Origin of the sequence: Stutzerimonas stutzeri RCH2 (genome assembly GCF_000327065.1) — a bacterium.
Taxonomy (GTDB): domain Bacteria; phylum Pseudomonadota; class Gammaproteobacteria; order Pseudomonadales; family Pseudomonadaceae; genus Stutzerimonas; species Stutzerimonas stutzeri_AE.
In genome coordinates this window covers 2575145-2599772 of the sequence record NC_019936.1, presented here as the reverse complement: position 1 = coordinate 2599772, position 24628 = coordinate 2575145, and the positions used below count along the sequence as shown (strand labels likewise).

General features: G+C 64.8%; 17 protein-coding genes. 9 read left to right on the top strand and 8 right to left on the bottom strand.

Going from position 1 to position 24628, the window contains the following annotated elements; translation table 11 throughout:
• Positions 1-15: 15 nt before the first annotated feature.
• Positions 16-1113 (bottom strand): endonuclease/exonuclease/phosphatase family protein, encoded by a 1098-nt coding sequence (locus tag PSEST_RS11855; RefSeq protein ID WP_015277216.1) that lies wholly within the window; start codon positions 1111-1113, stop codon positions 16-18.
• Positions 1114-1295: 182 nt separating this feature from the next.
• A complete protein-coding gene (locus PSEST_RS11850; RefSeq protein ID WP_015277215.1) occupies positions 1296-4415 on the bottom strand; it encodes a transglycosylase domain-containing protein in 3120 nt (1039 codons plus the stop codon).
• 193 nt (positions 4416-4608) lie between these two features.
• Here PSEST_RS11850 and PSEST_RS11845 point away from each other — a divergent pair, with 193 nt between their 5' ends.
• The 3 genes from PSEST_RS11845 (at position 4609) to PSEST_RS11835 (ending at position 6529) form a co-directional block, all read left to right on the top strand.
• Complete coding sequence (locus PSEST_RS11845) at positions 4609-5409, top strand: AraC family transcriptional regulator (RefSeq protein ID WP_041756648.1); 801 nt, start codon at positions 4609-4611, stop codon at positions 5407-5409.
• A gap of 161 nt (positions 5410-5570) precedes the next feature.
• Complete coding sequence (locus PSEST_RS11840) at positions 5571-6221, top strand: AzlC family ABC transporter permease (protein WP_041757004.1); 651 nt, start codon at positions 5571-5573, stop codon at positions 6219-6221.
• Positions 6218-6529 (top strand): hypothetical protein, encoded by a 312-nt coding sequence (locus PSEST_RS11835; protein ID WP_015277212.1) that lies wholly within the window; start codon positions 6218-6220, stop codon positions 6527-6529. Before PSEST_RS11840 ends, PSEST_RS11835 begins: the two co-directional genes overlap by 4 nt.
• Positions 6530-6536: 7 nt before the next feature.
• On the opposite strand, the gene PSEST_RS11830 is transcribed toward PSEST_RS11835, so the two are convergent.
• Complete coding sequence (locus PSEST_RS11830) at positions 6537-7211, bottom strand: TIGR04211 family SH3 domain-containing protein (RefSeq protein WP_015277211.1); 675 nt, start codon at positions 7209-7211, stop codon at positions 6537-6539.
• A 520-nt stretch (positions 7212-7731) separates the two neighbouring features.
• Here PSEST_RS11830 and PSEST_RS11825 point away from each other — a divergent pair.
• The 4 genes from PSEST_RS11825 (at position 7732) to PSEST_RS11810 (ending at position 12847) form a co-directional block, all read left to right on the top strand.
• A complete protein-coding gene (locus tag PSEST_RS11825; RefSeq protein ID WP_015277210.1) occupies positions 7732-10197 on the top strand; it encodes a PAS domain-containing protein in 2466 nt (821 codons plus the stop codon).
• A gap of 118 nt (positions 10198-10315) precedes the next feature.
• Positions 10316-11644 carry a TrkH family potassium uptake protein gene (locus tag PSEST_RS11820; protein ID WP_015277209.1) on the top strand — a complete coding sequence of 443 codons (1329 nt, stop codon included), beginning with the start codon at positions 10316-10318 and terminating at the stop codon, positions 11642-11644.
• A complete protein-coding gene (locus PSEST_RS11815) occupies positions 11634-12338 on the top strand; it encodes a potassium channel family protein (protein WP_015277208.1) in 705 nt (234 codons plus the stop codon). Before PSEST_RS11820 ends, PSEST_RS11815 begins: the two co-directional genes overlap by 11 nt.
• A gap of 119 nt (positions 12339-12457) precedes the next feature.
• Complete coding sequence (locus PSEST_RS11810) at positions 12458-12847, top strand: GFA family protein (protein WP_015277207.1); 390 nt, start codon at positions 12458-12460, stop codon at positions 12845-12847.
• 3 nt (positions 12848-12850) lie between these two features.
• Here the strand turns inward: PSEST_RS11810 and PSEST_RS11805 are convergent, their stop codons facing one another.
• From PSEST_RS11805 to PSEST_RS11785, 5 genes are all read right to left on the bottom strand, one after another.
• The gene (locus tag PSEST_RS11805) at positions 12851-15199 is read right to left on the bottom strand and encodes an FdhF/YdeP family oxidoreductase (protein ID WP_015277206.1); all 2349 of its coding nucleotides are present in this window, start codon (positions 15197-15199) and stop codon (positions 12851-12853) included.
• A complete protein-coding gene (fdhD, locus tag PSEST_RS11800; protein ID WP_015277205.1) occupies positions 15196-15999 on the bottom strand; it encodes a formate dehydrogenase accessory sulfurtransferase FdhD in 804 nt (267 codons plus the stop codon). Before fdhD ends, PSEST_RS11805 begins: the two co-directional genes overlap by 4 nt.
• A gap of 107 nt (positions 16000-16106) precedes the next feature.
• Positions 16107-16994 (bottom strand): LysR family transcriptional regulator, encoded by an 888-nt coding sequence (locus PSEST_RS11795; RefSeq protein ID WP_015277204.1) that lies wholly within the window; start codon positions 16992-16994, stop codon positions 16107-16109.
• Between the two features lie 45 nt (positions 16995-17039).
• Complete coding sequence (locus PSEST_RS11790; RefSeq protein WP_015277203.1) at positions 17040-18077, bottom strand: AraC family transcriptional regulator; 1038 nt, start codon at positions 18075-18077, stop codon at positions 17040-17042.
• Between the two features lie 7 nt (positions 18078-18084).
• Positions 18085-18999 (bottom strand): GGDEF domain-containing protein, encoded by a 915-nt coding sequence (locus PSEST_RS11785; RefSeq protein WP_015277202.1) that lies wholly within the window; start codon positions 18997-18999, stop codon positions 18085-18087.
• A gap of 1099 nt (positions 19000-20098) precedes the next feature.
• On the opposite strand from PSEST_RS11785, the gene PSEST_RS11780 reads away from it, so the two are divergent.
• Positions 20099-22582 (top strand): TonB-dependent receptor, encoded by a 2484-nt coding sequence (locus tag PSEST_RS11780; RefSeq protein WP_015277201.1) that lies wholly within the window; start codon positions 20099-20101, stop codon positions 22580-22582.
• 74 nt (positions 22583-22656) lie between these two features.
• Positions 22657-24573 carry a phytase gene (locus tag PSEST_RS11775; RefSeq protein ID WP_015277200.1) on the top strand — a complete coding sequence of 639 codons (1917 nt, stop codon included), beginning with the start codon at positions 22657-22659 and terminating at the stop codon, positions 24571-24573.
• Positions 24574-24628 lie beyond the last annotated feature (55 nt).

The window sequence follows — 24628 nt, the reverse complement described above, 5'->3', positions numbered from 1 at the left end:
CTAGCCGGGCTGCGCTCAGCGTTGCGGCTTGGCATCCGGTTGCGGTACATCGCTCGGGGTGACGGGTTCCTCGTCGATGGTTTGCTCGGCCTGCTGTTCGTCCTCGCGATCGGCTTCGAGGCCATGTTGCTGCTCAGTGTGCTTGGGGTCGTACTGCAGTTCGATGAATACCGGGAAGTGGTCGGAGCCAATATCCGGCAGGCGCAGCAGGCGGATGAAGCGGAAATGCGCGCTGTGGAAGAAGTGGTCCAGCGGCCAACGCAGGAACCAGTGATGGGCGTGGAAGGTGTTGTACATACCACGGCCTACGCGCGGGTCGAGCAGCCCGCTGATCTTGCGGAACAGGCGCGTGGTGGGCGACCAGGCGACATCGTTGAGATCACCACTGACGATGATCGGGTCATCGCTGCGTTGGATGCTCTTGGCGACCACCAGTAGCTCCGCGTCGCGTTCGGTGGATTCTTCGTTCTCCGTCGGGCTGGGTGGTGCAGGGTGCAGAAAGTGCATGCGCACCGCGAGTTCGTCGCTGACGCGCACTCGGGCATGCATGGATGGCACGTCGTCTTCCACCAGAAAGCACAGCTCCGGCTCTTCCAGCGGCAGACGTGAAAAGACATGCATGCCGTAAAGGTTGTCCAGCGGGCAGCGGATGCTATGCGGGTACTCCTCGGCGAGTTGCTCGAGCTGCGCTTCCCACCACTGGTCTGATTCGAGGGTCACCAGAACGTCGGGGCGATGCTCGCGGACCAGCGCCAGCAGCCGGTCGGACTGCCGATTCGGGCCCAGCACATTGGATGACATCACTCGGATGCGCGGCCCTGTGGCATCTGGCTCCGCCCGGCGCACCTCGTTGCTCCAGGGGCGGGTGTAGGGCACGACCCACGCGAGCTGATAGACCAGACACGCGCCGGCCAGGGCGGAGATCAGGTAATGCCAGGGCTGGCTGTAGTCCAGCAGCATGCCCTGAGCGACGAGCAGGGCGGCCAGCAGCGCGCCGAGCTGCAGGCGTGGAAACTCCCATACGCGCACCCACCAGCCGCGATGCCGCCACAGCGGCAGGAGCGTGACGAGCACAAAGAAGCCTGTGGTGACCAGCAATATCCCTTCGAGCATGACGTTTCCCATAGCGGCCGATCGATTCGGCAGATGCCCTTGCGCTGCGGATGGTGCAAGGGCCGAGGTATTCGACAGGCAAACAGGCAAAGCAGCTCAAAGGAAAGCGGATGATCACGTTCACATCAGGCGGGGTGCGGTGAGCGACTGGCCATGTAGCCAGCCGCATCGCCGCTGCGGCATCACTTGTCGGCCGACAGCATGCCGCTGGTCAGTGCCGGCAGGTGCTCCGGCTGGCAGAGCGTGCTCTGGCCTTGCAGATAGGGCAGCAGGATCGGCGCCATGCCCTTGAGGGTCTGTACCGGCAACGCCGAGGTGAAGCGGAAGTTCTCCGCGCCGCGCCCCGGAACATAGGCCGTCAGCGTGCCGAAGTGACGGGGTCCGAGATAGAAGACGAACGTGGCCGTGCGGTTCAGCGCCAGCGAGCTGATTAACCGCCCGCCTGCGCCAACGCTCTGGATACGGTTGTCGCCGGTGCCGGTCTTGCCACCCACGCGCAACGCGCTGCCGTCCTCCTGCACGAAGCTGCCCTGCAGGCGCCGCGCCGTGCCGCCTTCGACCACATTGGCCAACGCATCCTGCAACGCGCGGGCGACCTCAACCGGCATCACCCGCTTGCCATCGCCGGCGACGAAGCCCATGCGCGTCTCGTAGGGAGTGCCTTCGGCGAACTGCAGGTTATCGATGCGTACGCTGGGCAGGCGGATGCCGTCGTTGAGGATGATGCCCATCAGCTCGGCCAGCGCGGCCGGTCGGTCACCGGAGCTGCCCAGCGCCGTGGCCAGCGAAGGCACCAGGTTGTCGAATGGATAGCCCAGCCGCTGCCAGCGCCGATGGATGTCGGTAAAGGCCTCGACCTCCAGCATGATGCGAATCCGGCTGTCGCGTGCGCTCTTGTGCCGACTGCGGAACAGCCAGCCATAGACCTCCTGGCGTTCGGCGCGGCTATCGGCAACCACTTCGGAAAGCGTCGCCTGCGGGTTGGCGATCAGGTAGCCCAGCAGCCACAGGTCGAGCGGGTGCGTGCGGGCGATGTAGGCCTGATCAGGCAGGCTGTAGGCGCCAGGGCCGTAGCGCGTGTAAAGCGCATCCAGCTGCTTGTCGTTGAGGTCGGCGTCTGGCAGATGCTGCTTGAGAAAGCGATCGAAGACCGGCCGCTCGGCATCGGGCATCAGATAACGATGCACCGCGGCCAGGCGTACCGGCGTCGGCCGCATGCCCTGCAGGAAGGTTTCGATGCGCTGCTCGGCCGTCTTGTTGCGGTACTTTTTCCAGAAACGCTGCAGAAATACCGAGCCCTCACGATCGGCGAAGCGGGTCAGGTACTCCTGGCGACGCGGGTCCTTGTCGTCGTTCAGCAACTCGGCGCTGTTGATGGTTTCGTGGGTGCTGTAGCTGACCAGGTCACGCATCAGACGCACGAACGGCAGGTTGATCGATTCGCGCAGGGACTCGCGCACCGTGGGAATGCGCCCATCGTCCTCGCGGCGGAAGTTGCCGAAACGGTGCATGCCGGCGCCGGTGAAGAAGCGTTCGGCAGGGCTGGCCGAATAGCGCCGCTCCAGCGCTGCGTCGAGCATGCGATCGAGGCTGCGGTCGCTGTGCGTGGCCAGGTAATCGATGGCCCAGCGGCTGAGATTGGCCTTGGCGCCGATCTTGCGCAGCTCGGCCGGGGTGAGGTCCGAGTAACGCTGATGCAGCTCGGCGATGACTTCGAGATAGGTCGTCAGCACGCGCAGTTTGGCGGTCGAGCCCAGCTCCAGCTTGCTGCCTTCGTTGATGTCGAATGGCTGGTTGGTGTTGTCGGTCTGCACCCGTACGCGGAAGCCTTCCTCGCCACGCTCGAACAGGGTGAAGCTGTAGCGCACATCGGCGGTTTTCTCCGGCGACAGCATGCGGTCGCCGAACAGCCCAACCGTTTCGGCAAATGCCGGATCGGCCAGACGCACCAGATACTCGCTGACCTGCGCCTGCAGATCGCCCTGCAATGGGGTGCTGGCGGTCAGGTCCAGCCGGTCCAGGTCGTAGAGCGGCAAGCCGAGCAGGCCGGCAAGGCGCATTCGCGCCACAGTGATGCCTTTGGTGGCGTCCACGGTCTGAATCGCCGAGTCACGGCTCGGACTGCGCGCGACGATACGTTGATTCAGCGCTGCGTCGCGCAGGTTCGCATCGATGATGCCGCCGTTGGCCAAAAGGCGGATGTGGCTGTCGGTCAGCGCTGCCATTTCCTCGCGGCCGGCACCCAGGTAGTAGGACGGTCGCCGTTGTGCGATCAGCAGCGATAGCACCTGACGCAGCGCCAGCCCACGGGCTTGCGGGTCGACAGCGTCGCCGCTGCGCGGATCGAGCAGGCGATTGAATTCGCGGAAATCGGCACCGAACCAAAGTCGCAGGCCGTCGGCAATGCCATGCACTTCGCCATGCCCCGGCGCGGCCGAAAGCGGCACGCTGTTGAGATAGTCGCGCACGATGCGCTGGCGCGTGGCAAGCGTCTGCGGGCCCTCACGGTAGGTACGCACACTGGCGGAAACCATCTGCCGGATCTTCTCCTGCGGGTCGCCGGTACGGCCTTCCGGGGAGTGCCGGTATTTTTCCACCTGCGTCGCCAGGGTGCTGCCGCCAGCCGCCTGGCCGCCCAGGCCGAGACGTTTCTCCAGCTGGCTGATCGCTGCCTTGGTAAAACGCGGCCAGTCCACCGCTGGGTTGGCGTTGGGACGGTCGGTATCCAGCAGCCCGCGGTCCTCGATGAACAACAGACTCATCACCACCAGCGGCGGAATGTCCTCGAAGCGCTCGTAGTACTGCCGCGGGTAGCTGTTGGTGTACAGCGGTGCGCCGCGGCAATCATTGATCGCCAGCCCGGCCTTGGACTCTTCGGGGTAAGGCGGGAAAAATCCCCGGCTGGTGTAATCCAGCAAGGCTCGCGAAAAGCGCGCCTGTTCCTCGACCCGGAAGTTGCGCTGCGACAGCTGCTCGATGAAACGCGGCAGGTCCACATAACCCAGCCGGCGATCGAACGGGCCATCTTCGGGAAACTGGATGCGCGGGCTCGGCCCCGGCATGACGGTGTAATCCAGGTCAGCCGCATAGCGGCTTAACCAATGGGCCTGCCACCGCGAGCTTTCCAGCTCCTGCCAGCCAAGGTAACCGCCACCAGCCAGCAGTGAAATGCCGACGAGCAACGCCAACCGGCGCGCCACTTTGCGGCGACCTTTAGCAGTTTTACGGGATGGTTTAGGGGTGGGGGCGCGCTTGTTACGCCCATCCTGGGATGTCTTGTCGGACCGCCATACTGCGCCCATGTGTGCCTGGCTTCCTAGCAGTTCTCTGCGACAAGCATAGTCGGCGCGCAAGGCTTAAGCGATGTCCCTTTGACGAACGGAGCGGCTCAAGAATGCCCTTGCGCGGACTGTGGTTGCCTGGCATTGCCATCGCTCGCTACCGTAGCGCGGGTCAGCAGCGAAACCGATGAGTGCCGGACGATGCGCAATGCACATGAGCGATAGGGATTGGGTCAGGCGCCCGCACGAACCAGGCCGGTTTGAGCGGCTGGAAGCCTATTTCGCCGGTTACGGATTCGCCCCTCATCGCCACGATACCTATGCCATCGGCTGTACGGTGTCTGGAGTACATCGTTTCAACTATCGCAAGTGCGCGCGCAACAGCCTGCCGGGCGATACGTTCGTGCTGCATCCGGACGAGCTGCACGATGGCGAAGCCGGCAGCGAAGCGGGTTTCCGCTACCGCGCCGTATACATCGAGCCTGCTTTATTGCAGGGCCCGCTGGGCGGCCAGCCACTGCCCTTCATCGACGATGGCGTATCCCGCGATCCGCGCCTGCAGCGAGCCATTGGTAGCCTGCTGCAGTGTCTGGACAGGCCACTCGAGGGATTGGAGGAGCAGGATGCGCTGTACGACCTCGCTCAAATCATGGCCAAGGTCGCGCGGACAAAAGGCCGGCGCCGCAGTGTCGATTTCCGGGCGGCCGAGCGAGCCCGGGATTACATCCACGAATTCCTCACTCAGCCCATCAGCCTCGATGAACTGGAGCGGGTGTCAGATCGTGATCGCTGGAGCCTGTCGCGGGACTTTCGCGCGCTGTTCGGCACCAGCCCCTATCGCTATCTGACGCTGCGCCGGCTCGATCAGGTCCGTCGCCTGCTGCTCGGAGGAAGCGCGCCGAGCGATGCCGCGTTGATCGCCGGCTTCGTCGATCAGAGCCATATGAGCCGCCAGTTCAAGCAGGCCTACGGCCTTCCCCCCGGGCATTGGCTGCGGTTGATTCGCCGACCCTGAGCCCGCTCGCCTGCACGATCGTGCAAGACGTCTCCGGGTGTTGTCACCGAGACTGGGCGAAACAGGCATGTGCAGCGGGGTTCCAGGTGACCGACGCAACAGAGGACTTCGATCGGCCTCAAGGGCGCCACGCGGCGAGTCTGGCTGCATATAGACGTGCGCTGCCGGCCGCGCTTTCGCTCATCCCGGTAGGCATGCTGTTCGGCGTACTGGCGGCGCGCTCCGATTGGGCGTGGTGGGAGGTGCTGCTGGTCGGTTTGCTCGGCTTTACCGGCAGCGGTCAGTTTGCCGCTTTGCCGCTCAGCGAGGGTGGCGCAGGCTTTTTCACCCTCTTGCTGGTCACGGCCTCGATCAACAGCCGTTACGTGCCCACGGCGCTCACCACGGTAGACCGCCTGCCGGATCGAGCATTGAATCGCGCCTGCGGTGCGCACATGCTCGGCGACGAGGCATACGCCTGCGAGCGCGACGACGATGGGCCCAGCGTGGTGTTGCGCATTCGCCTGATCATTTTTCTCGCCTGGGTACTGGCAGGTGTGCTGGGCGCATGGCTGAGCCGCGTGCTACCTACAGCCTGGCTTGGCGACGATCTGAATCTCGCTTTCCCGGCGAGTGCTGTGTTGCTGTATCTGGCGGTGTCGCAGCTCAAGAGCCGGATCGGTTCGCTGCAGCCTGCTCGGCAGGTTGGGTTGATGCGGATCGCATTCGTTGTCGCAGGGGCGAGTGGGCTGATCCTGCTGCTCGGGCCTGTGTATTTCTGGGTGCCTGGCGTGCTGCTGGCGACCTGGTTGCTGGGCAGGAGTCGCTCATGAGCGATGCAGCCCTGGTCGCCCTTGCGGCGCTTTCGGCTACCAGCGTGCTGGTGCGTATCGTGCCGGCCTTCGTTCGCCTATCGCTGGGCGCGCGAGGGCTGCACCTGATCGGGCAGGTGATGCCGGTGGCTGTGTTCGCCAATCTCGCGGTGTATGTCGTTTACAGCGAGATCGGCAGATCGCCCGTCGCGGGCGGGCTTGCTCTGATGGCCGTCGCGGTGCTGGCCGTGCACGGTCGCATCGGCTTGATAGGCGGTACGCTGCTCGCGGCTGCCATCTACTACCTGCTGGGCAGTTACCTCGCCTGATACGGGCTCAGAACCAGCGATCGTTACGTTTGCGGCCGCGGGTCAGCGTCGGCAGGATCAGGCCGACCAGCAGCCCGGCGCCGGCGATGCTGCCGCCGTAGACCATGTACTGCATCAGCACCTGCTTGTTCTCGTCGCCCAGGCGCGCCTGGGTGGAGCGCAGCTCCGAGCGGGCTTCGGTCAGTTCGGTTTCGAGGGCGACGCGGCGGGCGTCCAGTTCGTCGATCAGGGCTTTGCGCGAATCCAGGGTTTCCTGCATCCCTTGCACGCGTACCTTCCAGCTGTCGTCGATAGTCTTGAGTTCTTCACTCAGCTCGGCGACCTGCTGTTCGAGCTGCGGCAGGCGCTCGGCCTGGCCGGGTACTTCTTGCAGTTCCTTGCTGGGAATCCAGACGTTGCTGCCGGATTCCGAACGCACCTGGCTGTAATCGCCCTGGGTGCTGATCAACTCGACCTTCTGTCCCGAGGTCAGGGTGCCGACGATGCGGTAGCCGTCGGTGGGGCCACTGCGCACGAAGGTATTCAGGCTGTCGCTGACCCAGCGCGTGTTGCTGGAGGGCTCCTGAGCATTCACCGGGCCCGCCATGAACAAGGCGCCAAACACGCCGACGCCGATGAGCTGGCGCGACCTGGAACGAGCGAGACGGGAGAGCAAGGCAGAAAGATGAAGAGATATGGACATGAAAAGTTCGCGTTATTGGAAGAACGATAAGCCCATGGGTGAGGGCGGTGGGTCGGCCGTATCCGCGAGATGATTTGGCGGATACCCGACGGCGGGTACGGGAATGCAACGGGCGAACCCGCTAGCCGCCACTATGGGCCCAGCGTGCAAACGGCACGAAAAGCATGGCGCTCCATGGCGGGCATCAGCTGACTGACAGTCCTGTCGGGGGAAAGTTCAGGGCGGGTTGCACGGGACGTCAGGTGATCATTGCTGGCTCGTGCCGCCGATCGTGGCGCGGCAAAAGCTGGGGCGTGCCAGTCGTCGTCCCGAGGGCGGGGCCGCATGCGGTAGGGTCCGGTGTGCGGGTTGCAAGGCCGAAGCAAACCGCCGTTCCTCGGCTTTGCGCGGCTGGCGCGAGTGCAAAATCCCGACAATTCTGCTCTGATTACCGGCACCTTACGTCAAGGGGATTGGTCCACCCCTGATCGAAACGTTGGAAGAGGAAGCGGCCCTGGAAAATCTTACTCGAGAGGAGCTGATGGCGGAGGTGGTGCGCCTGCGTGCCGCGTTGGTCGACCGCTCCACGGAGGACACCCAGGTCCGTTATCGACTGGCCTCCAACGTTACCAGCGATGCGGTCTGGGATTGGGATCTCGATGCCGATCAGGTGCTATGGAACGATGCGCTGGAACTGGCCTACGGCCATTCGCTGGCAAATGTCGACAGCTCCGGGCAGTGGTGGCTGGACCATATTCACCCGGCAGATCGCGAGCGTATCCACCAGTCAATTCATGCCGTCATCGACAGCGGCGGTACGACCTGGACCGACGAGTACCGTTTTCAGCGCGTGGATGGCTCCTACGCGGACATCCTCGATCGCGGGCATGTGATCCGCACCGTGCAGGGACGGGCGGTGCGGATGATCGGCGCGATGCTCGATCTGACGCGCGTGCGTGCCGCCGAGGCTGCGCTGCGTCAGAGCGAGGAGCGCTTCAGCGCCATTCTGGAAACCATCGAAGCAGCCTTCGCGATCGTGCAGGTCAAGTTCGATGCCGATGATCGTCCCGTCGATTATCAGTTCGTCGAGGTCAATCCCGCGTTCGAGCGGCAGGCCGGCGTGGACCTGCGGGGCAAGTGGGTAACCGAGTACGCGCCGGAGCTGGAACAGTTCTGGTTCGACACCTATGGCCACGTTGCCAAGACCGGCGAGCCGGCGAATTTCGAGAGTTTCGCGCTGGCCTTCGAGCGCTGGTTCGATGTGCGGGCAGTGCGTGTCGGGGACCCTGCCGACCGAAGAATCGCCATTCTGTTCAACGACGTCACCCAGCGCCGCGACGCGGAAAATCGCCTGCGCATCAGCGAAGCGCTGGCGCGCGAAAACATCCAGCGCGTTCAATTGGCGCTGGCGGCTGGCGCGATCATCGGCACCTGGAACTGGGACCTGCCGTCCAACCAGTTCACCGTGGATGACGGCTTCGCCCGCGCCTTTGGCCTTGACCCGGCGCTTGGCCGCGAGGGGCTGAAGCTCGAGCAGATCATCGCAACGGTGCACCCTGAGGACAGGGAAGGTCTGATCGCGGCCATCGACGATGTCATCGCTCGGGGCGGTGCCTACGCCCATCAATACAGGGTTCGCCGCGCCGATGGCCGGTATTACTGGATCGAGGCGAACGGTCGCGTTGATCACGCGCCGGCCGGCACTGCCCTGAGCTTTCCCGGCGTATTGATCGACGTGGAGGACCGTCGCTCCATCGAGGCCGAGCGAGACCGCGCGACTGCGGCATTGCGTGCGCTCAATGAGACGCTGGAGCAACGTGTCGCCGAGCGCACCGCAGAGCTGATCCAGGCCGAGGAGAAGCTGCGCCAGTCACAGAAAATGGAAGCGGTCGGCCAGCTGACGGGCGGCCTGGCGCACGACTTCAACAACCTGCTGGCCGGCATCAGCGGCGCGCTTGAACTGATGAGCATGCGGATTGCCCAGGGCCGGCTCAACGACATCGACAAGTACATGCTGTCGGCTCAGAGCGCGGCAAAACGGGCTGCCGCGCTGACCCACCGACTGCTGGCGTTCTCTCGTCGCCAGACGCTCGACCCGCGGCCGGTCGACGTTAACCTGCTGGTGGAAGGCATGACCGAGCTGATTCAACGTACGGTCGGGCCGAGCATTCGGCTGGAAACCATCAGTGCGCCGGATCTGTGGCCTGCATCGGTGGATACCAGCCAGCTGGAAAATGCCATTCTCAATCTCTGCATCAATTCCCGCGATGCGATGCCGGACGGTGGGCGCATCACCATCGAGACGGCCAATCAGTGGCTGGACTCCGATGCGGCGCAGGCCAACGATCTGCCGGCTGGCGAATATCTGTCGTTGACCGTGACCGACACTGGCACAGGGATGACGCCCGGTGTTATCGCCAAGGCGTTCGATCCGTTCTTCACCACCAAGCCGATCGGTGAAGGTACCGGCCTCGGCCTGTCGATGATCTACGGCTTTGCCAAGCAGTCCGGCGGCCAGGTGCGAATCAGCTCGGAGGTCGGCAGAGGCACAGCGATGTGCATTTATCTGCCGCGCCATCTAGGTGAGACGGGGATTGGCGCTGTGGTTCCGGCGCAGACAGCGGCGGCGCTGACGGGCTCCTGCGGGACGATCCTGATCGTCGATGACGAGCCCACGGTGCGTATGCTGCTGATGGATGTACTCGGGGACCTGGGCTATACGCTGATCGAGGCTTCCGACAGCGTTGCCGGGCTGAAACTGCTGCAGTCGGATGTGAGCATCGACCTGTTGATCACCGATGTCGGTCTGCCCGGTGGAATGAACGGAAGGCAGATGGCCGACGCCGGACGAGAGGTCCGCCAAGAGCTGAAGACGCTGTTCATCACTGGTTACGCAGAAAGCGCGGCACTGGGTAACAGCTCGCTGGGAGTCGGGATGCAGGTGTTGACCAAGCCGTTCTCGATCGACGCGCTTGCCGCTCGGGTGCTTGAGCTGCTGCGGGGCTAGGCCTGTGAAGCAGGGCTTGCCAGTTGAACAAACGAATGAATAGGCATAGCCTCCCGCTCCTGTTCGCGGACCGCCGGCCGGTTCGCTGCCATTTTTCGGATCTGTTGGCGCGGGTCGAATGAAATCATTGCTGCACCCAGGCAGGGCCGTTGCTCTCGTTTTCCTGTTCGCCATCCTCTGCGGCACAGCGCTGCTCTCATTACCCATTGCCCATGCCAGCGGCGAGACCGGCCCGTTGCTCGCGGCCTTCTTCACCGCGGTCTCGGCGGTCTGCGTTACCGGTCTGGTGGTGGTCGACACGGGCACGTACTGGTCGACCTTCGGCCAGGTCGTGATCATGGTGCTGTTCCAGGTCGGTGGCTTCGGCATGATGACCCTGGCAACTCTGCTGGGCTTGCTGGTCAACCGATCGTTCCGCTTGCGTACCAAGCTGGTCGCGCAAGCCGAGTCCCATGTACTGGGGCTGGGTGATATCAGCAGCGTGGCGAAACTGGTGCTGGTCGTTACGCTGGTGATGGAGCTGGTGGTCATGCTGTTGCTGACCCTGCGCCTGCATCTGTCGTATGGCCTTGGCTGGGGCGAGGCCGCCTGGAGCGGCCTGTTCCATGCCGTATCGGCGTTCAACAACGCCGGTTTCTCCATCCACGGCGACGGCCTGGTGCGCTACGCCACCGATGGCTTCATCCTGCTGCCCGTCATGAGCGCCATCATCATCGGCGGCATCGGCTTTCCCGTTCTCAACGATCTGCGCCGGCGGTGGTCGGACCCGCGTCACTGGTCGCTGCACACCAAACTGACGCTGTCGGGGACGGCAGTGCTGCTGCTGGGTGGCTTCATGACGGTGCTGCTGTTCGAGTGGTCCAATCCGGGCACGCTCGGTCCCATGGCCTGGGTCGACAAGCTTCTTTCGGCAGCCTTCGTTTCGGTTTCGGCGCGTACGGCCGGTTTCAATGCGATCGATATCGGCGCGCTGACCCATGAGAGCTGGGCGTTGCACTATTTTCTGATGTTCATCGGCGGCGGCAGCGCCGGTACTGCCGGTGGGGTGAAGGTCGGAACCGTCGCCATCCTGGCGCTGCTGGTGATCGCCGAGATCCGCGGCAGGGCCGACAGCGAGGCGTTTGGCCGCCGGGTCGGCAGTTCGGCCCAGCGCCAGGCGATCACCGTGCTGGTGCTCGGGAGCGCCATGGTTGTGTTGGGCACACTGGTCATCCTGCGCGACACCGACATCCCTACCGATCAGGTGATTTTCGAAGTCATTTCCGCATTCGGCACCGTCGGTCTGTCCACCGGTATCACCGCCGATCTGCCGGAGACCAGCCAGCTGATGCTCACTCTGCTGATGTACGTCGGCCGGGTCGGCACCATCACCTTGGCCGCATCCCTCGCACTGGGCGAGCACCGCATGCCTTACCGCTATCCGGAGGAACACCCAATTGTTGGCTAAATTGTTGTTTTCAGAGCAATTTTCGTTCTCTAAAGGCGACAGCGTAGTAGTCATCGGGCTGGGGCGGTTCGGCAGCTCGGTGGCGCGCTCACTGACGCGTCTGGGCCATGACGTGATGGGCATCGATCAGGCCGCCGAGCCTGTGCATACCTGGGCCGATCTGCTGACCCACGCGGTACAGGCCGATTCCACCAATGTCATGGCGCTGCGCCAGCTCGGCGTCGCCGATTTTCCCCACGCCATCGTCGGCATCGGCTCCGACATGGCAGCGAGCCTGATGACGATCATGGCGCTGACCGAACTGGGCATCAAAGACATCTGGGTAAAGGCCCTGACTGCAGAGCACGGGCAGATAGCGCTGCGCATCGGGGCGCATCACGTGGTCTATCCCGAGGCGGACATGGGCGAGCGGGTTGCCCATCTGATCTCCGGACGGATGATGGACTTCATCGAGTTCGACGACGGCTTCGCGATCGCCAAGATCCATGCCCCTGAGCGGATTCACAACAGCACGCTCGCCGCTGCTGGAGTCCGCGAGACGTTCGGCGTGACTGTCGTCGGACTCAAGCGCGCCAACCAGGACTTTCAGCATGCGACGCCCAGTACCCAGGTGCTGCCAGGCGATCTGTTGATCGTTTCGGGGCCGACGCACGATATCCAGCGTTTCGCCGGGCAGGGGCGCAAGGGAAGCTGAAGCTTGTCTCCGTTAGTGCGGCAGCCGAGAGGCGACTACGCTTCACGGGCGGTCGAGCCACGGCCCTGAAGTCGGTGGCTTGGCCGCGGCGCTTTCAGCACTGACGGAGGAGACGCAAGGTGAATTCATTAGCCGGTGGCTGCCTGTGCGGCAGCGTGCGGATCGTGACGGCGGGGGAGCCCTATCGGGTCGGAGTCTGTCATTGCCTGGACTGTCGCAAACATCATGGCGCGCTGTTCTATGCGGCTGCGGTGTTCCCACAGGACGCGGTAACCGTCGAAGGCGAGACGGCCGAATATGCCGGGCGGTATTTTTGCCCGCACTGTGGCTCGTCGGTTTTTTCCCGCTTCGCCGATGAAATCGAGGTGCATCTCGGCGCACTGGATGCACCTGACCAGCTGACGCCGACCTATGAATGCTGGACCGTGCGCCGCGAAGGCTGGCTGCCGCCGTTTCCCCTCAGCCGCCGCTACCCGCACGATCGCGACGACTCCAGCCGCTTCGAGTGAGCGTCATTGGCCGCTGGCGATCAGCGGCTGCTCGGTCTTCTGCGTATTTGGCAGCACGCGAATCGCGATGAATTTCGAAGTCGGCGTGTGGCTGCGCTCGCCGAAGCTCTCCAGCGGCACCAGCGGGTTGGTTTCCGGGTAATAGGCGGCGGCCTGGCCGGGCGGGGTGTCGTAGGCGAGCAGGGTGAAACCGCGCACGCGGCGCTCGATGCCGTCGTCCCACAGCGAAATCAGATCGACTTGCTGGCCGGCTTCCAGGCCCAGCCGCTGGATGTCGGCGGGATTGACGAACACCACCTCGCGCATGCCTTTCACCCCGCGATAGCGATCATCCAGGCCATAGAGCGTGGTGTTGTACTGATCGTGGGAGCGCAGCGTCTGCAGGATCAGGTCGGCCTCCACGCCGCCGTGGCGGGCCTGCTCAGGCAGCAGATCGGTCGGCAGCGGGTGCGCCTTGAACTCGGCTCGGCCGCTGACCGTATTCCATTCGCGCCGGGCAGCGGTGTTGCCGAGGTAGAAGCCACCAGGACGGTGCAGGCGGTGGTCGAAGCCGGCGAAACCCGGGATGGTCGCCGCGATCAGCTCGCGGATACGGGCGTAGTCCTCCACCAGCCAGAGCCAGTCCACCGGACGATTGCCCAGTGTGGCGGCGGCGATGCCGGCGACGATGGCCGGCTCCGAACGCATCTGCGCCGACAGCGGCTCCAGCTGGCCCCGGGAGGCGTGGATCATGCTGAACGAGTCTTCCACGGTGACCGCCTGCGGGCCGCAGGCCTGGCGGTCGATATCGGTGCGACCGAGACACGGCAGGATCAGCGCGTCGCGGCCCATGGTCAGGTGGCTGCGGTTGAGCTTGGTGCTGATCTGCACGGTCAGCGCGCAGTTGCGCAACGCCTGCTGGGTGCGCGGGCTGTCCGGCGTGGCCTGGGCGAAATTGCCGCCCAGACCGATGAACACCTTGACCTGCCCGGCGAGCATGGCCTGGATGCATTCCACGGTGTTGTAGCCGGGCTGGCGCGGCATCGGCATATCGAATTGACGCTGCAGTGCATCGAGCAGCGCCATTGGGGGCCGCTCGTTGATGCCCATGGTGCGATCACCCTGCACGTTGCTGTGGCCGCGCACCGGGCAGGCGCCAGCGCCGGGCTTGCCGAAGTTGCCGCGCAACAGCAGCAGGTTGGCGATTTCCTGGATGGTCGCCACCGAGTGACGGTGCTGGGTGATGCCCATCGCCCAGCAGACGATGGCCTTTTCGGCATTGCGGTAGATCGCGGCCGCGTGGCGAATGGTTTCGCGGTCGAGCCCCGACTGCTGCTCGATCAGCGCCCAGGGCGTGGCTTCGACCTCGGCCAGATAGGCGTCCAGCCCGTGGCTGTGCTCAGCCAGAAACGCGTGATCGAACACTGCCGGTGCGCCGCTGGCCTGGGCTTCCTGCTCCCACTGCAGCAGGTACTTGGCGATGCCGCGCAGCACCGCGAGATCGCCCCCGAGATTGGGTCGCAGGTAGGCACTGTGAGTCGGCGCGTCCTGATTGGCGAGCATCTCGATGGGCTTCTGCGGGTGCTGGAAGCGCTCCAGCCCGCGCTCGCGCAATGGATTGAAGCAGACCACCTGAGCGCCGCGTTCCACCGCCTGACGCAATGGTTCGAGCATGCGCGGATGGTTGGTGCCGGGGTTCTGGCCGAGAACGAAGATCACATCGGCGTGATCGAAATCCTCCAGCGTCACCGTGCCCTTGCCGACGCCGATGGATTCGGTCAGGGCGACGCCGCTGGCCTCGTGGCACATGTTCGAGCAGTCGGGAAAATTGTTGGTGCCGAAGCTGCGACCGAACAGCTGGTAGAGATAAGCGGCCTCGTTGCTGGCCCGACCGGACGTGTAGAAGGCCGCCTGGTGCGGACTGTCCAGGCCGTTCAGGTGTCGGGCTATCAGCGCAAAGGTGTCGTCCCAGCTTATCGGCAGGTAGCGGTCGCTGGCGGTATCGTAACGGACCGGTTCGGTCAGTCGGCCCTGGTATTCGAGCCAGTAATCGCTCTGCTCACGTAACTGGCTGACGCTGTGGCGGGCGAAGAACGCGGCGTCCACGCGACGCCGAGTCGCTTCCCAGTTCACTGCCTTGGCGCCGTTCTCGCAGAACTTCACCGCGCCGGGCTCGGGCGAATCACCCCAGGCGCAGCCGGGACAGTCGAAGCCGCCATTCTGGTTGGTACGCAGCATGGCGCGGATGTTCTTCAGCGCGTTGCCACTGCCGAGCCAGGCGCTGGCGACGCTGCGCAGGGCGCCCCAGCCGCCAGCTGGGCCGGCGTAGGGTTGGAAGCGGGTGGCGGGATGGAAGCGGGACGTGCGACTCATGGGTGGCATCCGTTCTGTTCGTGCGTCGCAGGCGCCGGGCTGTAGACCCGAGGCGCGCTGTGGTGGGGCAGGTGAATGAGGTTGAGGTGGTGCCGACGCGCCCACTCGACGGTCAGGTGGGTCGGCGCGGACAGACTGACCAATGTGCCGATGCCGGCGCGCACGGCCTTGTGGATCAGTTCCAGGCAACGGCTGGTGACCACGACGAAGCCTTCGCCCGGTGTGCGGCGTTGCAGCGTCAGCGCGCCGATCAGCTTGTCCAGCGCGTTGTGCCGGCCGATGTCCTCGCGACAGAGGGCGATCTCTCCATTGCCGTCGACATACAGCGCCGCGTGCAGCGCACCGCTGTCGCGGGCCAGCAGCTGGGCACTGGCGATGCGCTGGCGCAGCTCATGGAAATGCCCTTCGGGTGGCAGTGCTGCCGGCTGCAGCGGCACCAGCAGCGGCAGTGCCTGCTCCAGCGCATCCACCCCGCAGAGTCCGCAGCCGCTGGTGCCGGCGAGCTGGCGACGCTTCTGCTTGAGTGTCCAGAACGCCCGCGGGCTGATCTGCAGCTCGGCGCGGCGGGCGCTGCCGTCGCCGAGCAGGCGCAGGCCACGCAGGTCATCGATTCGCTCGATCAGTCCGCCAGCGAGGCTGAAGCCGACGACGAACTCTTCCAGATCCTGAGGGGTCACCATCATCACGGCGTGGTTCAGACCGTTGTAGCTGATGGCCAGCGCGCATTCCTCGGCCAGCAGCGCAGCGCGCGCATCGTGCGGTTCAGCGAGATCAGTGGATTTCAGAGTGGCGTAGAGCATGGCGGCTGCCTGCGACAGGTCGACGCAGGCAGCCTAGGAGTGCCGGCGGCGGCCGTCCAATCGCTATGTCTGATGGCGTGATCGATGGCGTCGATCACGAGCACCTTTCATCGCCGTTGCAACAGCTCGCGGGCCTCGTTGAAACAGGCCTCACCCAGTGCGGAGCGTGGAGAGTCGCGCCGCAGGATCAGCCCCAGTGGCGCGAGGGTGCTGGCGTTGTCGATGGGCGTCAGCGTCAGTCCGCTGTCCAGCGCCTCGAGTCCGCTATCGAGCGGCATGATTGCGCAACACAGACCGGCGCCCACCGCCTGCAGCAGATGATGTACGGCATCCGTCTGCAGCCGCGGTGCCAGACTCAAGCCACGGCTACGCAGCGCATGGTCGATGGACTGGCGAAAGTGCATGCCGCCGGTCAAAAGACCTAGCGGAAGATCGGCGAGGGCTTCCCAGCGCAGCGATGGCGCGTCGAAGCGAAAATGGCGCTCGTTATGCAACAGCCCCATGCGGGTTTCGCCGAGCGGCAGGCTGGTGAAATGCGCCTCGTCGAGGCGCTCCAGATACGACAGGCCGAGATCCAGCAGATTACGGCTGAGTCGCTCGAGAATCTGCTCGCTGCTGAGTGCGAACAGCTCGAAGCGCAGGCTGGGGTGACGTTCGCCGAAGGCCTGCACCAATTGCATCGGGTCGAAGCCAGCCAGGGGTACCACGCCCAGACGCAGCGTGCCGACCAGCTGACCGCGGAAGGACGCTGCCTCGGCCAGCAGACCGTCCTGCGCCGCCAGCAGGCTACGCGCCCACGCCAGGATGCGTTCGCCTTCGGGAGTGAAGCCTTCGAAGCGCTGGCCGCGGATCACCAGCTGCAGACCGAGCTCGTCTTCCAGGCTGCGCAGGCGCATCGACAGGGTCGGCTGGGTGACATGGCAGCGTGCCGCGGCCTGGCCGAAATGACGCGTTTCATCCAGCGCCACGAGAAACTTCAGCTGTTTGATATCCATGCCCGCTCGCCTCGAAGGTAGTGCGGGCGGCACCTTAGCACGCCGTCAGGGAGCGTCGAACAGCGGTTGCAGGCCGCTGGGCACCACGCCGGTCCAGCGTTTGAAGGCGCGACGGAAGTTGGTGGTGTCGTTGAAGCCGAGGTGCCTGGCCACGGCCTCGTTACCCAGGCCCTGGCTTTGATAGAGGTAGAGCGCAACGTGCGTGCGCACCAGATCGAGTTGCTCCTGAAAATGCGTGCCGTGCTTGGCCAGCTTGCGCTTGAGCGTCGCCGGGCTCATGGCGAACGCGACGGCGACGCGCTCCAGGTTCAGCGGCTCGCGGATGTGGTCATGCAGGTATTGGTAGAACGCATCGAGAAAGGCGCAGGGACCTTCCAGCGCGTCGATCTGCTGCTGGCTCGCCTGTTGTGCGACCTGGCCAACGGTCGCTGAGGCATCCGGCCAAGGCTGATGCAGATATTCGCGGGGCAGGCTGAGCAGGGTCAGGTGGCGGTCGAACTGCAGCGCGTCACCCAGGTGCACCCAGTACTGCTCGACATGGCGCGGTTGCGAGTAGGCGAACTGGAAGCGCCACGGCAGGCGCAGGCCGCTGCCGCGCTTGCACAGCGCGACGATGGCGGTCAGGTGCGCTTCGATGAGAAACCGTTGGTGGCGGCCGGCGCTGCCATTGTCCAGCCAATAGATGTGCAGCTGCTGCTCGTCCAACAGCAGCCTTGGCGCCAGCAGCGGGCAGAGCAGGGCGCGGAACTGGCAAAGACGCTCCAACGCCTGCTCGAGGTTGCAGGCATTTGCCAGCGCCAGGCTGACATCGCCGTAGTGCCCGGGCAGCAGACGTTGGCCGAACAGAAAGCTGCTGTCCGCAGCACCCAGCAGACGCTCGGTATTGCCGATGAGCGTCAGCAGCTGCTCCGGGCTGACGCGGGCGCGGCCACTGGCGACGTCCTCGTAGAACAGCCCACTGCCGCGCAGCAGTGCATGGCTGTCGATGCCACGTGACAGTGCCAGGTCCAGCAACACCGCTGGCTGGTGGTGTGCGGCGATGAAGCGGGTGTCCCAGTCGTACCAGCGTAACGGGCTTTCCATGGTCGCCTCAGGCGCAGCGTGGCAGGGACTGCTTGGCCTTGGCCAAGCCGAGGTTGAGGCGTTTGAGCAACTGCTCGGCATCGTCGTCGAAGGCCATCACCACCGCGGTGCTGGCGCGCAGATGCAGGCGCTCGCCGTGCTGGCGGGTCTTGTGTGCGAGGCTGGCGACGGCGGTCTGCAACTCCTCGGCGAGCTGCCGCGCCTGTTGTTCGGCGGTATCGGGCAGCAGCACGACGAAACGATCACCCGCCAGGCGGCAAAGCAGATCCTGATGGCGCAGGTTGAGTACCAGCAACTGCGCCACGGCCTGCAGCACGAGGTCGCCTTCGTCCTGGCCGTAGCGCTGGTTGACCCGGCTGAATTCGTCGAGGTCGACCGCCAGCAGCGACAGCGGCCGCTGCTCATCAGTGGCCTGACGCAGGGCGAGGTCGAGTTGACGACGCAGGTACTCGGCGGTGCCCAGCGGGGTCAGGTTGTCGAACAGCCGGTGCTCACGAAAAAGGCGCTCGCGCTTGTGCATCTGCGCGTTGATGGCGCGCTGTTCCTGGTTCAGGTGGTAGATGCCGAACGTCAGCAGGATCAGGCCGACCGGCATGGGCGCGGTTTCCAGCCAGTTGTCCCAGGCGATGTTGGCGGGGATCTGGATGAACTCGTCGAGCAGGTCCATCCACCAGGAAAAGCAGATGCAGGCCAGCCCCAGCGCCAGCAACCGCGTCACCCGGCCGGCCGGGCGGCTGTGCAGCAGCATGATCAGCCAGGCGAGGGCGAGGGCGGCGCAACCGCCTTCACCGACCACGTCCATCCAGTCGATCTCGCCCCAGGATTTGACCGTGCCGACGGCGAGCAGCAGCTGCAGGCCGACGTTGGCGGCCAGGGCGAGGCCGAGGAGGGTGAGAGTGTGGAGTTTGAGGAGGGATTTCATGAGGTCTCCGTGGCGAGGATTCGCGCCAATGCGTGAGGGCACGGAAACAGATGGATGTGACGGTTGGATGAATGGGGTGGGGGTTGAATTGGCTCAGGGTTTTTTTGGTTGATTGGACAGTTTGGTGGGGGCTCGGGAATGTGGTTTGTCCTGATGGATCGGATCAGTTCTGGACGAGGTGCTTGCTGCATCGAGTCGATGCCGATTGCCGAGTTGCCTGGCGATTTAGGTTTCGCCCTGCTGGGCGAGTCCCTTTTGGCAGTCGCCCGGATGGCCGGCCCCCCAAAAGGAACCAAAAGGTCTTGCCCCACCATCCGGGTCTCGCTGCGCTCGACTCCCCTCGTTCCATCGCTGCTCCGAGGGCCGGCGTACAAGGGCCATCCATGGCCCTTTACGCCTTTCGCGGCATCCATGCCGCTCACTCCCCTACGCAACGATTGCACTCGGCCTCCTGAAAGGGGCGATTGGCGTTGCTCGTTAGTCCGTGCAATGTCCCGAAGCGGCGCGGTATCAACTGGTTTGTTGGATCCCACGCTCCGGTGCTGGAGGTCAAGCTTCGGCTTTCCAGCGCCATGATTGGAGCAGGCTCTCCTCGCAGGAGCTTGGACCGGATTGCACGGAACGTCTCCCCCCGGCTTTTACTTGCAGTGATCATCAGGCGACACCTGTCGCCCCTTCAGGAGGGTGAGTGGAATCGCTGTGCAAGGGGGTGAGCCGCATGGATGCGGCGAAAGGCTTAAAGGGCCATGGATGGCCCTTGTAAGCCGACCCCTGGAGCAGCGATGTAGCGAACGGACCCCGCGCGTAGCGCGGGGCCGTATGCAGGGGCAAAGCGTTTTTGGTTACTTTTTCCGCGTCTGGAAAAAGTGACTCGCCCAGCAGGGCGAAACAGAAACTGTCGACCCCTTCGAAAAACGGCTCTGGCGCGCAGTCCGCCCTGAAAACAGGTCATATCAGCTCAATCCCGCTAGCAAAATCCCCGAAAACCTCCTGTTCCAAGCCCTCGCCGAACCTCCTGTCACAGAACCGCCATATCCCCCGCCTACCGTCCGCTGCAGTTCCGGGATGGACCCGGTAAACACCGTTCGGGGGATTGTTCATGAGCACATACCGCAGCGGCATCCGCCATGCAGGATTCCGCATCAGCCTGCTGGCCCTGGCTGTCAGCGCCGGTTCGGCGTGGGCCGAGGAGCCGCTGGTCATGGAGCACGTCGAGGTCATCGGCCAGGCCGTCAGCATCGACGAAGCACTGAAGGACCAGCGCAGTTCCGACAGCGTCAAGAGCGTGGTTCACGCCGACGGCATCGGCCAGTTGCCGGACGACAACGCCGCCGAAGCGCTGCAGCGCATTCCGGGCATCTCGGTCGAGCGCGACCAGGGTGAAGGGCGTTTCGTCAGCGTGCGCGGCATCGCGCCGGACCTGAACAGCGTCACCATCAACGGCACTCTGGTGCCCTCACCGGAAAGCAAGCGCCGTGCGGTGGCCCTCGACGTCCTGCCCTCGGAGCTGGTGCAGTCGTTGTCGGTAGTGAAGACCCTCACCCCGGACATGGACGCCAACTCCCTCGGCGGCACCATCGAGGTGGAGAGCTTGTCCGCCTTCGACCACGACGGCCTGTTCTACAGCATCAGCGGAGAAGGCAGTTACGACGAGAACGTCGAGAAAACCAGCCCGAAATTCTCCGGTGCGATCAGCAACCGCTTCAGCCTAGGCGATGGCGTTGACAACTTCGGCGTGGCCGCGGCCATCAGCTGGCAGGAGCGTGACTTCGGCTCCGATAACGTCGAAACCGGCGGCAAGTGGGATTTCGCCGACGATGGCGCGCGGCTGGAGGAGTTCGAGCAGCGCGACTACGAGATCAACCGTGAGCGCACCGGTTTCGGCTTGAACTTCGACTACAAGCCGGACGACGTCAGCAGCTATTACCTGCGCACCCTCTACAGCCGCTTCAAGGACACCGAGACGCGCAACGCTGCCGGCGTGGAATTCGAAGACGCGCAGCTGCCCGGCGAGACCGGAGAAGCCGAGGGCTGGCGCGAGCTGAAGTCCCGCGAGGAAACCCAGACCGTCCAGTCCTATGTGTTCGGCGGCGAGCGCATGATGGGCCTCTGGACGCTGAGCGGTCAGGTCGGCTACAGCCAGTCCCGCGAGCGCAATCCGGGTGGCATCGCCGGTGCGACCTTCGAAGGCGACTTCGCCGACGCCGGTTTCTCCAGCAGCCGCAAGCCGCGCCTGACAGTGGATTCGTCCTTTTACGATCCGGCTTCCTTCGAACTGGACGAAGTGGAATGGGCAAAGAGCGACACCCGCGACCGCGAGAAGAACATTCGCCTGGATCTGGCGCGCGACTACGACATCCAGGGCTACGCGGCGCAGGCCAAGTTCGGCGGCAAACTCAGCCGCCGGCACAAGGACAACGACAGCGAGGTCTGGGTCTACGACGATTTCGATGATCTGACCCTGGCCGATTTTCAGGGCGGCAACGTGGACTACGCGCTCGGCCGCTTCGGCCGCGGCATCAGCGCCTCGGCGATCAAGGGCGCGATCGCCGGGCTGGACGCCAGCGAGTTCTACGACGAGGAGGAGTCGCGCATCAATGACTTCGACATGCACGAGGACATCAACGCCGCCTACCTGATGAACACGGTGGACGTTGACCGCTGGCGTGTCATCGCCGGCCTGCGCTACGAGGGCACGCGCTTTCGCGCCAAGGGCACCGGCATGCGCGACGATCAGTTCGAGTCCATTTCCAGCAGCAACGACTACCACCACTGGCTGCCCGGCCTGCACGTGCGCTACCAGCTGACCGACGACACGCTGATCCGCGCCGCCTGGACCAACAGCGTCGTACGCCCGACCTTCGGCCAGCTGGCGCCCGGTTTCGTCATCGATGGCGACGACGCCGAGTTCGGCAACCCCGACCTGAAGCCGCTGGAGTCGGTCAACTACGACCTCGGCATCGAGCACTACATGGGCCGCGCCGGCGTGGTGTCCGCCTACCTGTTCTACAAGGACATCGACAACTTCATCTACAACACCGACCTGGCCGGCACCGGCCAGTGGGCCGCGTTCGACGAAGCGCTCAGCTTCCAGAACGGCAGCAGCGCCAAGCTCTATGGGCTGGAGCTGGCCTACTCGCAGAAGCTCGACTGGTTGCCGGCGCCATGGAATGGGCTGCTGTTAGGAGCCAACGCCACCTTCAGCAAGTCCGATGCGGACATCGAGGGGCAGGGCATGCGCCGCAGTATCGACCTGCCGAACCACTCCGATACGGTCGGCAACCTGATGCTTGGCTGGGAAAACGACCGGCTCAACCTGCGCCTGGCCGCCAACTACAAGTCCGACTACCTGTACGAGGTGGCTGGCATCGACGACAAGGCCCACGACCTGTACGTCGACGATCAGCTGTTCGTCGACTTCAAGGCCGGCTACTTCATTACGCCGAGCCTGCAGCTGACCTTCGAGGCGCTGAACCTGACGGACGAGTCCTACTACGTCTACGCCGGACACCGCTCCTACAACGCCCAGTACGAAGAGTACGGCCCGACCTACAAGCTCGGCCTGACCCTGACTCACTTCTGACCCCTTGCCGCTCCGGTGCCCGCCGTTCCCCTTTACGGCCGGGCACCGGCTTGCGGCACCTGAATGGATATCGCATGAACGCATTACCCAAACCCCTGCTGCTCGGCCTGTGCATCACCCTGGCCGCCTGCCAGTCCGCCGGTCAGGACGAGGCGCCACAGAGCACGCGGCTGAGCATCACCACGCCGGCGCAGGCGGGCCTCGAATACGCGCAGCTGCTGGCCGGCAATGGCCCCTGGGCGGATGCCGAGCGCGTCCAGCTGGACCAGCAGGGCCTGCGCCTGCTGGACCAGACCGGCAACACCCTGGCCCAGCACAGCGGGCGTTTCGAGGGCCTTGACCATCGCCTCGAGCGTCAGGGCCTGTTGCTGGCCACCGTGGAGCGCAAGCGCCAGCAGGCGATGCTGATCGGCCTGGATGACAACCGGACCTGGAGCCAGCCGCTGTATCTGCCGCGTACCGCGTTTGCCATCGAGGGGCTGTGCCTGTACCGCGACAGCGCGCGCAACGACTTCGTGTTCCTGCTCGGCGAGGAAGGTGTCGGCGAGCAATGGCTGGTGGGCAGCCAGGGCCGCCTGCTCGGTGAAGCACGGCGCGTGCGCGGGCTCAGCCTGCCGCCGCAGAGCACCTTCTGCCAGACCGATGACATGGCCGGGCAGCTCTACGTCAACGAGGAGAACGTCGGCTTCTGGCGCTACCCGGCGGATGCCGAGGCGCCGCTGCAGCGTGAGCCGGTCGATCTGGTCAAGCCGTTCGGCGCGCTGACAAAGGTGGCGGCTGGCATGGCGTTGGTACCGGGTGGTCTGTTGGCCCTGGATGCCGAGGCGCCGGCGCTGCACCTCTATCGCCAGAGCGAATCGGGTTGGCAGGCGGACGGCGTGCTGCCGCTGGACGGCCTCGATGAGCCGGAGCGCATCAGCGCGCGTCGCACGTCCGAAGGAGTCGAACTGCTGCTGGCGGACGAGCAGGGCCTGCATCGCGCCCAGTTGACGTGGCAGCCACAGGCACTGCCGCATCCCGAACCCATCGTCAGTCTCGCGGCAGCGGTGGAGACCGGCCCGGTGCCCAGTCTGGGTGACGCCGCCGATGACCCGGCGATCTGGGTCCATCCGCGCGATCCTGCGCAGAGTCGCGTGCTCGGTACCGACAAGAAGGGCGGGCTGGTGGTGTACGACCTGGAAGGCCGCCAGCTGCAAAGCCTGACCGTCGGCCGGCTGAATAACGTCGATGTGCGTAGCGGCTTCCGCCTCGGCAGCATGCGCGTGGACCTGGCCGTGGCCAGCAACCGCGATCACAACAGCCTGCACCTGTTCGCCATCGACCGCGCGAGCGGGGTGCTCCGCGATATCGGCCAGATCGCCACGCCGCTGAGCGATATCTACGGCCTGTGCATGTTCCAGAACCGCCAAGGTGTCACCTACGCGATCGCCAACGACAAGGACGGCACCTTCGTCCAGTACCGCCTCGATGGCCAGTCCGGCCAGCCGCAGGGTGAACTGGTGCGGCGCTTCAAGCTGGACAGCCAGCCCGAGGGCTGCGTCGCCGATGACCGTGGCGGGCGGCTGTTCGTCGGTGAAGAGGACGTTGCGGTCTGGGTGGTCGATGCCCGTGCCGAGGTGCCGGCAGCGCCCGAGAAGGTGATCGGCGTCGGCGGCCCGGTGTACGACGACATCGAAGGCCTGGCGCTCTACCACGGCGAGGGTAGCGATTACTTGGTGATCTCCAGCCAGGGCAACGACAGCTACGTCGTGCTCGACGCCCAGGCGCCGTATGCCGTGCGCGGTGCGTTCCGCATCGGCCTGAATGCCGAGCGCGGTATCGACGGCGCTTCGGAAACCGACGGGCTGGAGGTCACCTCGGCGAATCTCGGCGGCATCTGGAGCCGCGGCATGCTGGTGGTGCAGGACGGCCGCAAGCGCATGCCCGAAGGCACGCAGAACTACAAATACCTGCCCTGGTCGGCCATCGCCGATGCGCTGGGTCTGGATTGATGTCATCGCCCGGTAACCGACCCGCCATCCAATAGCAGCTGCCCATGCGGGCAGG

Coding starts and splice junctions, on each gene's coding strand:
- PSEST_RS11855 (WP_015277216.1), bottom strand. CDS start 1,113: ATGCTCGAAGGGATATTGCTGGTCACCACAGGCTTCTTTGTGCTCGTC.
- PSEST_RS11850 (WP_015277215.1), bottom strand. CDS start 4,415: ATGGGCGCAGTATGGCGGTCCGACAAGACATCCCAGGATGGGCGTAAC.
- PSEST_RS11845 (WP_041756648.1), top strand. CDS start 4,609: ATGAGCGATAGGGATTGGGTCAGGCGCCCGCACGAACCAGGCCGGTTT.
- PSEST_RS11835 (WP_015277212.1), top strand. CDS start 6,218: ATGAGCGATGCAGCCCTGGTCGCCCTTGCGGCGCTTTCGGCTACCAGC.
- PSEST_RS11830 (WP_015277211.1), bottom strand. CDS start 7,211: ATGTCCATATCTCTTCATCTTTCTGCCTTGCTCTCCCGTCTCGCTCGT.
- PSEST_RS11825 (WP_015277210.1), top strand. CDS start 7,732: ATGGCGGAGGTGGTGCGCCTGCGTGCCGCGTTGGTCGACCGCTCCACG.
- PSEST_RS11820 (WP_015277209.1), top strand. CDS start 10,316: ATGAAATCATTGCTGCACCCAGGCAGGGCCGTTGCTCTCGTTTTCCTG.
- PSEST_RS11805 (WP_015277206.1), bottom strand. CDS start 15,199: ATGAGTCGCACGTCCCGCTTCCATCCCGCCACCCGCTTCCAACCCTAC.
- fdhD (WP_015277205.1), bottom strand. CDS start 15,999: ATGCTCTACGCCACTCTGAAATCCACTGATCTCGCTGAACCGCACGAT.
- PSEST_RS11795 (WP_015277204.1), bottom strand. CDS start 16,994: ATGGATATCAAACAGCTGAAGTTTCTCGTGGCGCTGGATGAAACGCGT.
- PSEST_RS11790 (WP_015277203.1), bottom strand. CDS start 18,077: ATGGAAAGCCCGTTACGCTGGTACGACTGGGACACCCGCTTCATCGCC.
- PSEST_RS11785 (WP_015277202.1), bottom strand. CDS start 18,999: ATGAAATCCCTCCTCAAACTCCACACTCTCACCCTCCTCGGCCTCGCC.
- PSEST_RS11780 (WP_015277201.1), top strand. CDS start 20,099: ATGAGCACATACCGCAGCGGCATCCGCCATGCAGGATTCCGCATCAGC.
- PSEST_RS11775 (WP_015277200.1), top strand. CDS start 22,657: ATGAACGCATTACCCAAACCCCTGCTGCTCGGCCTGTGCATCACCCTG.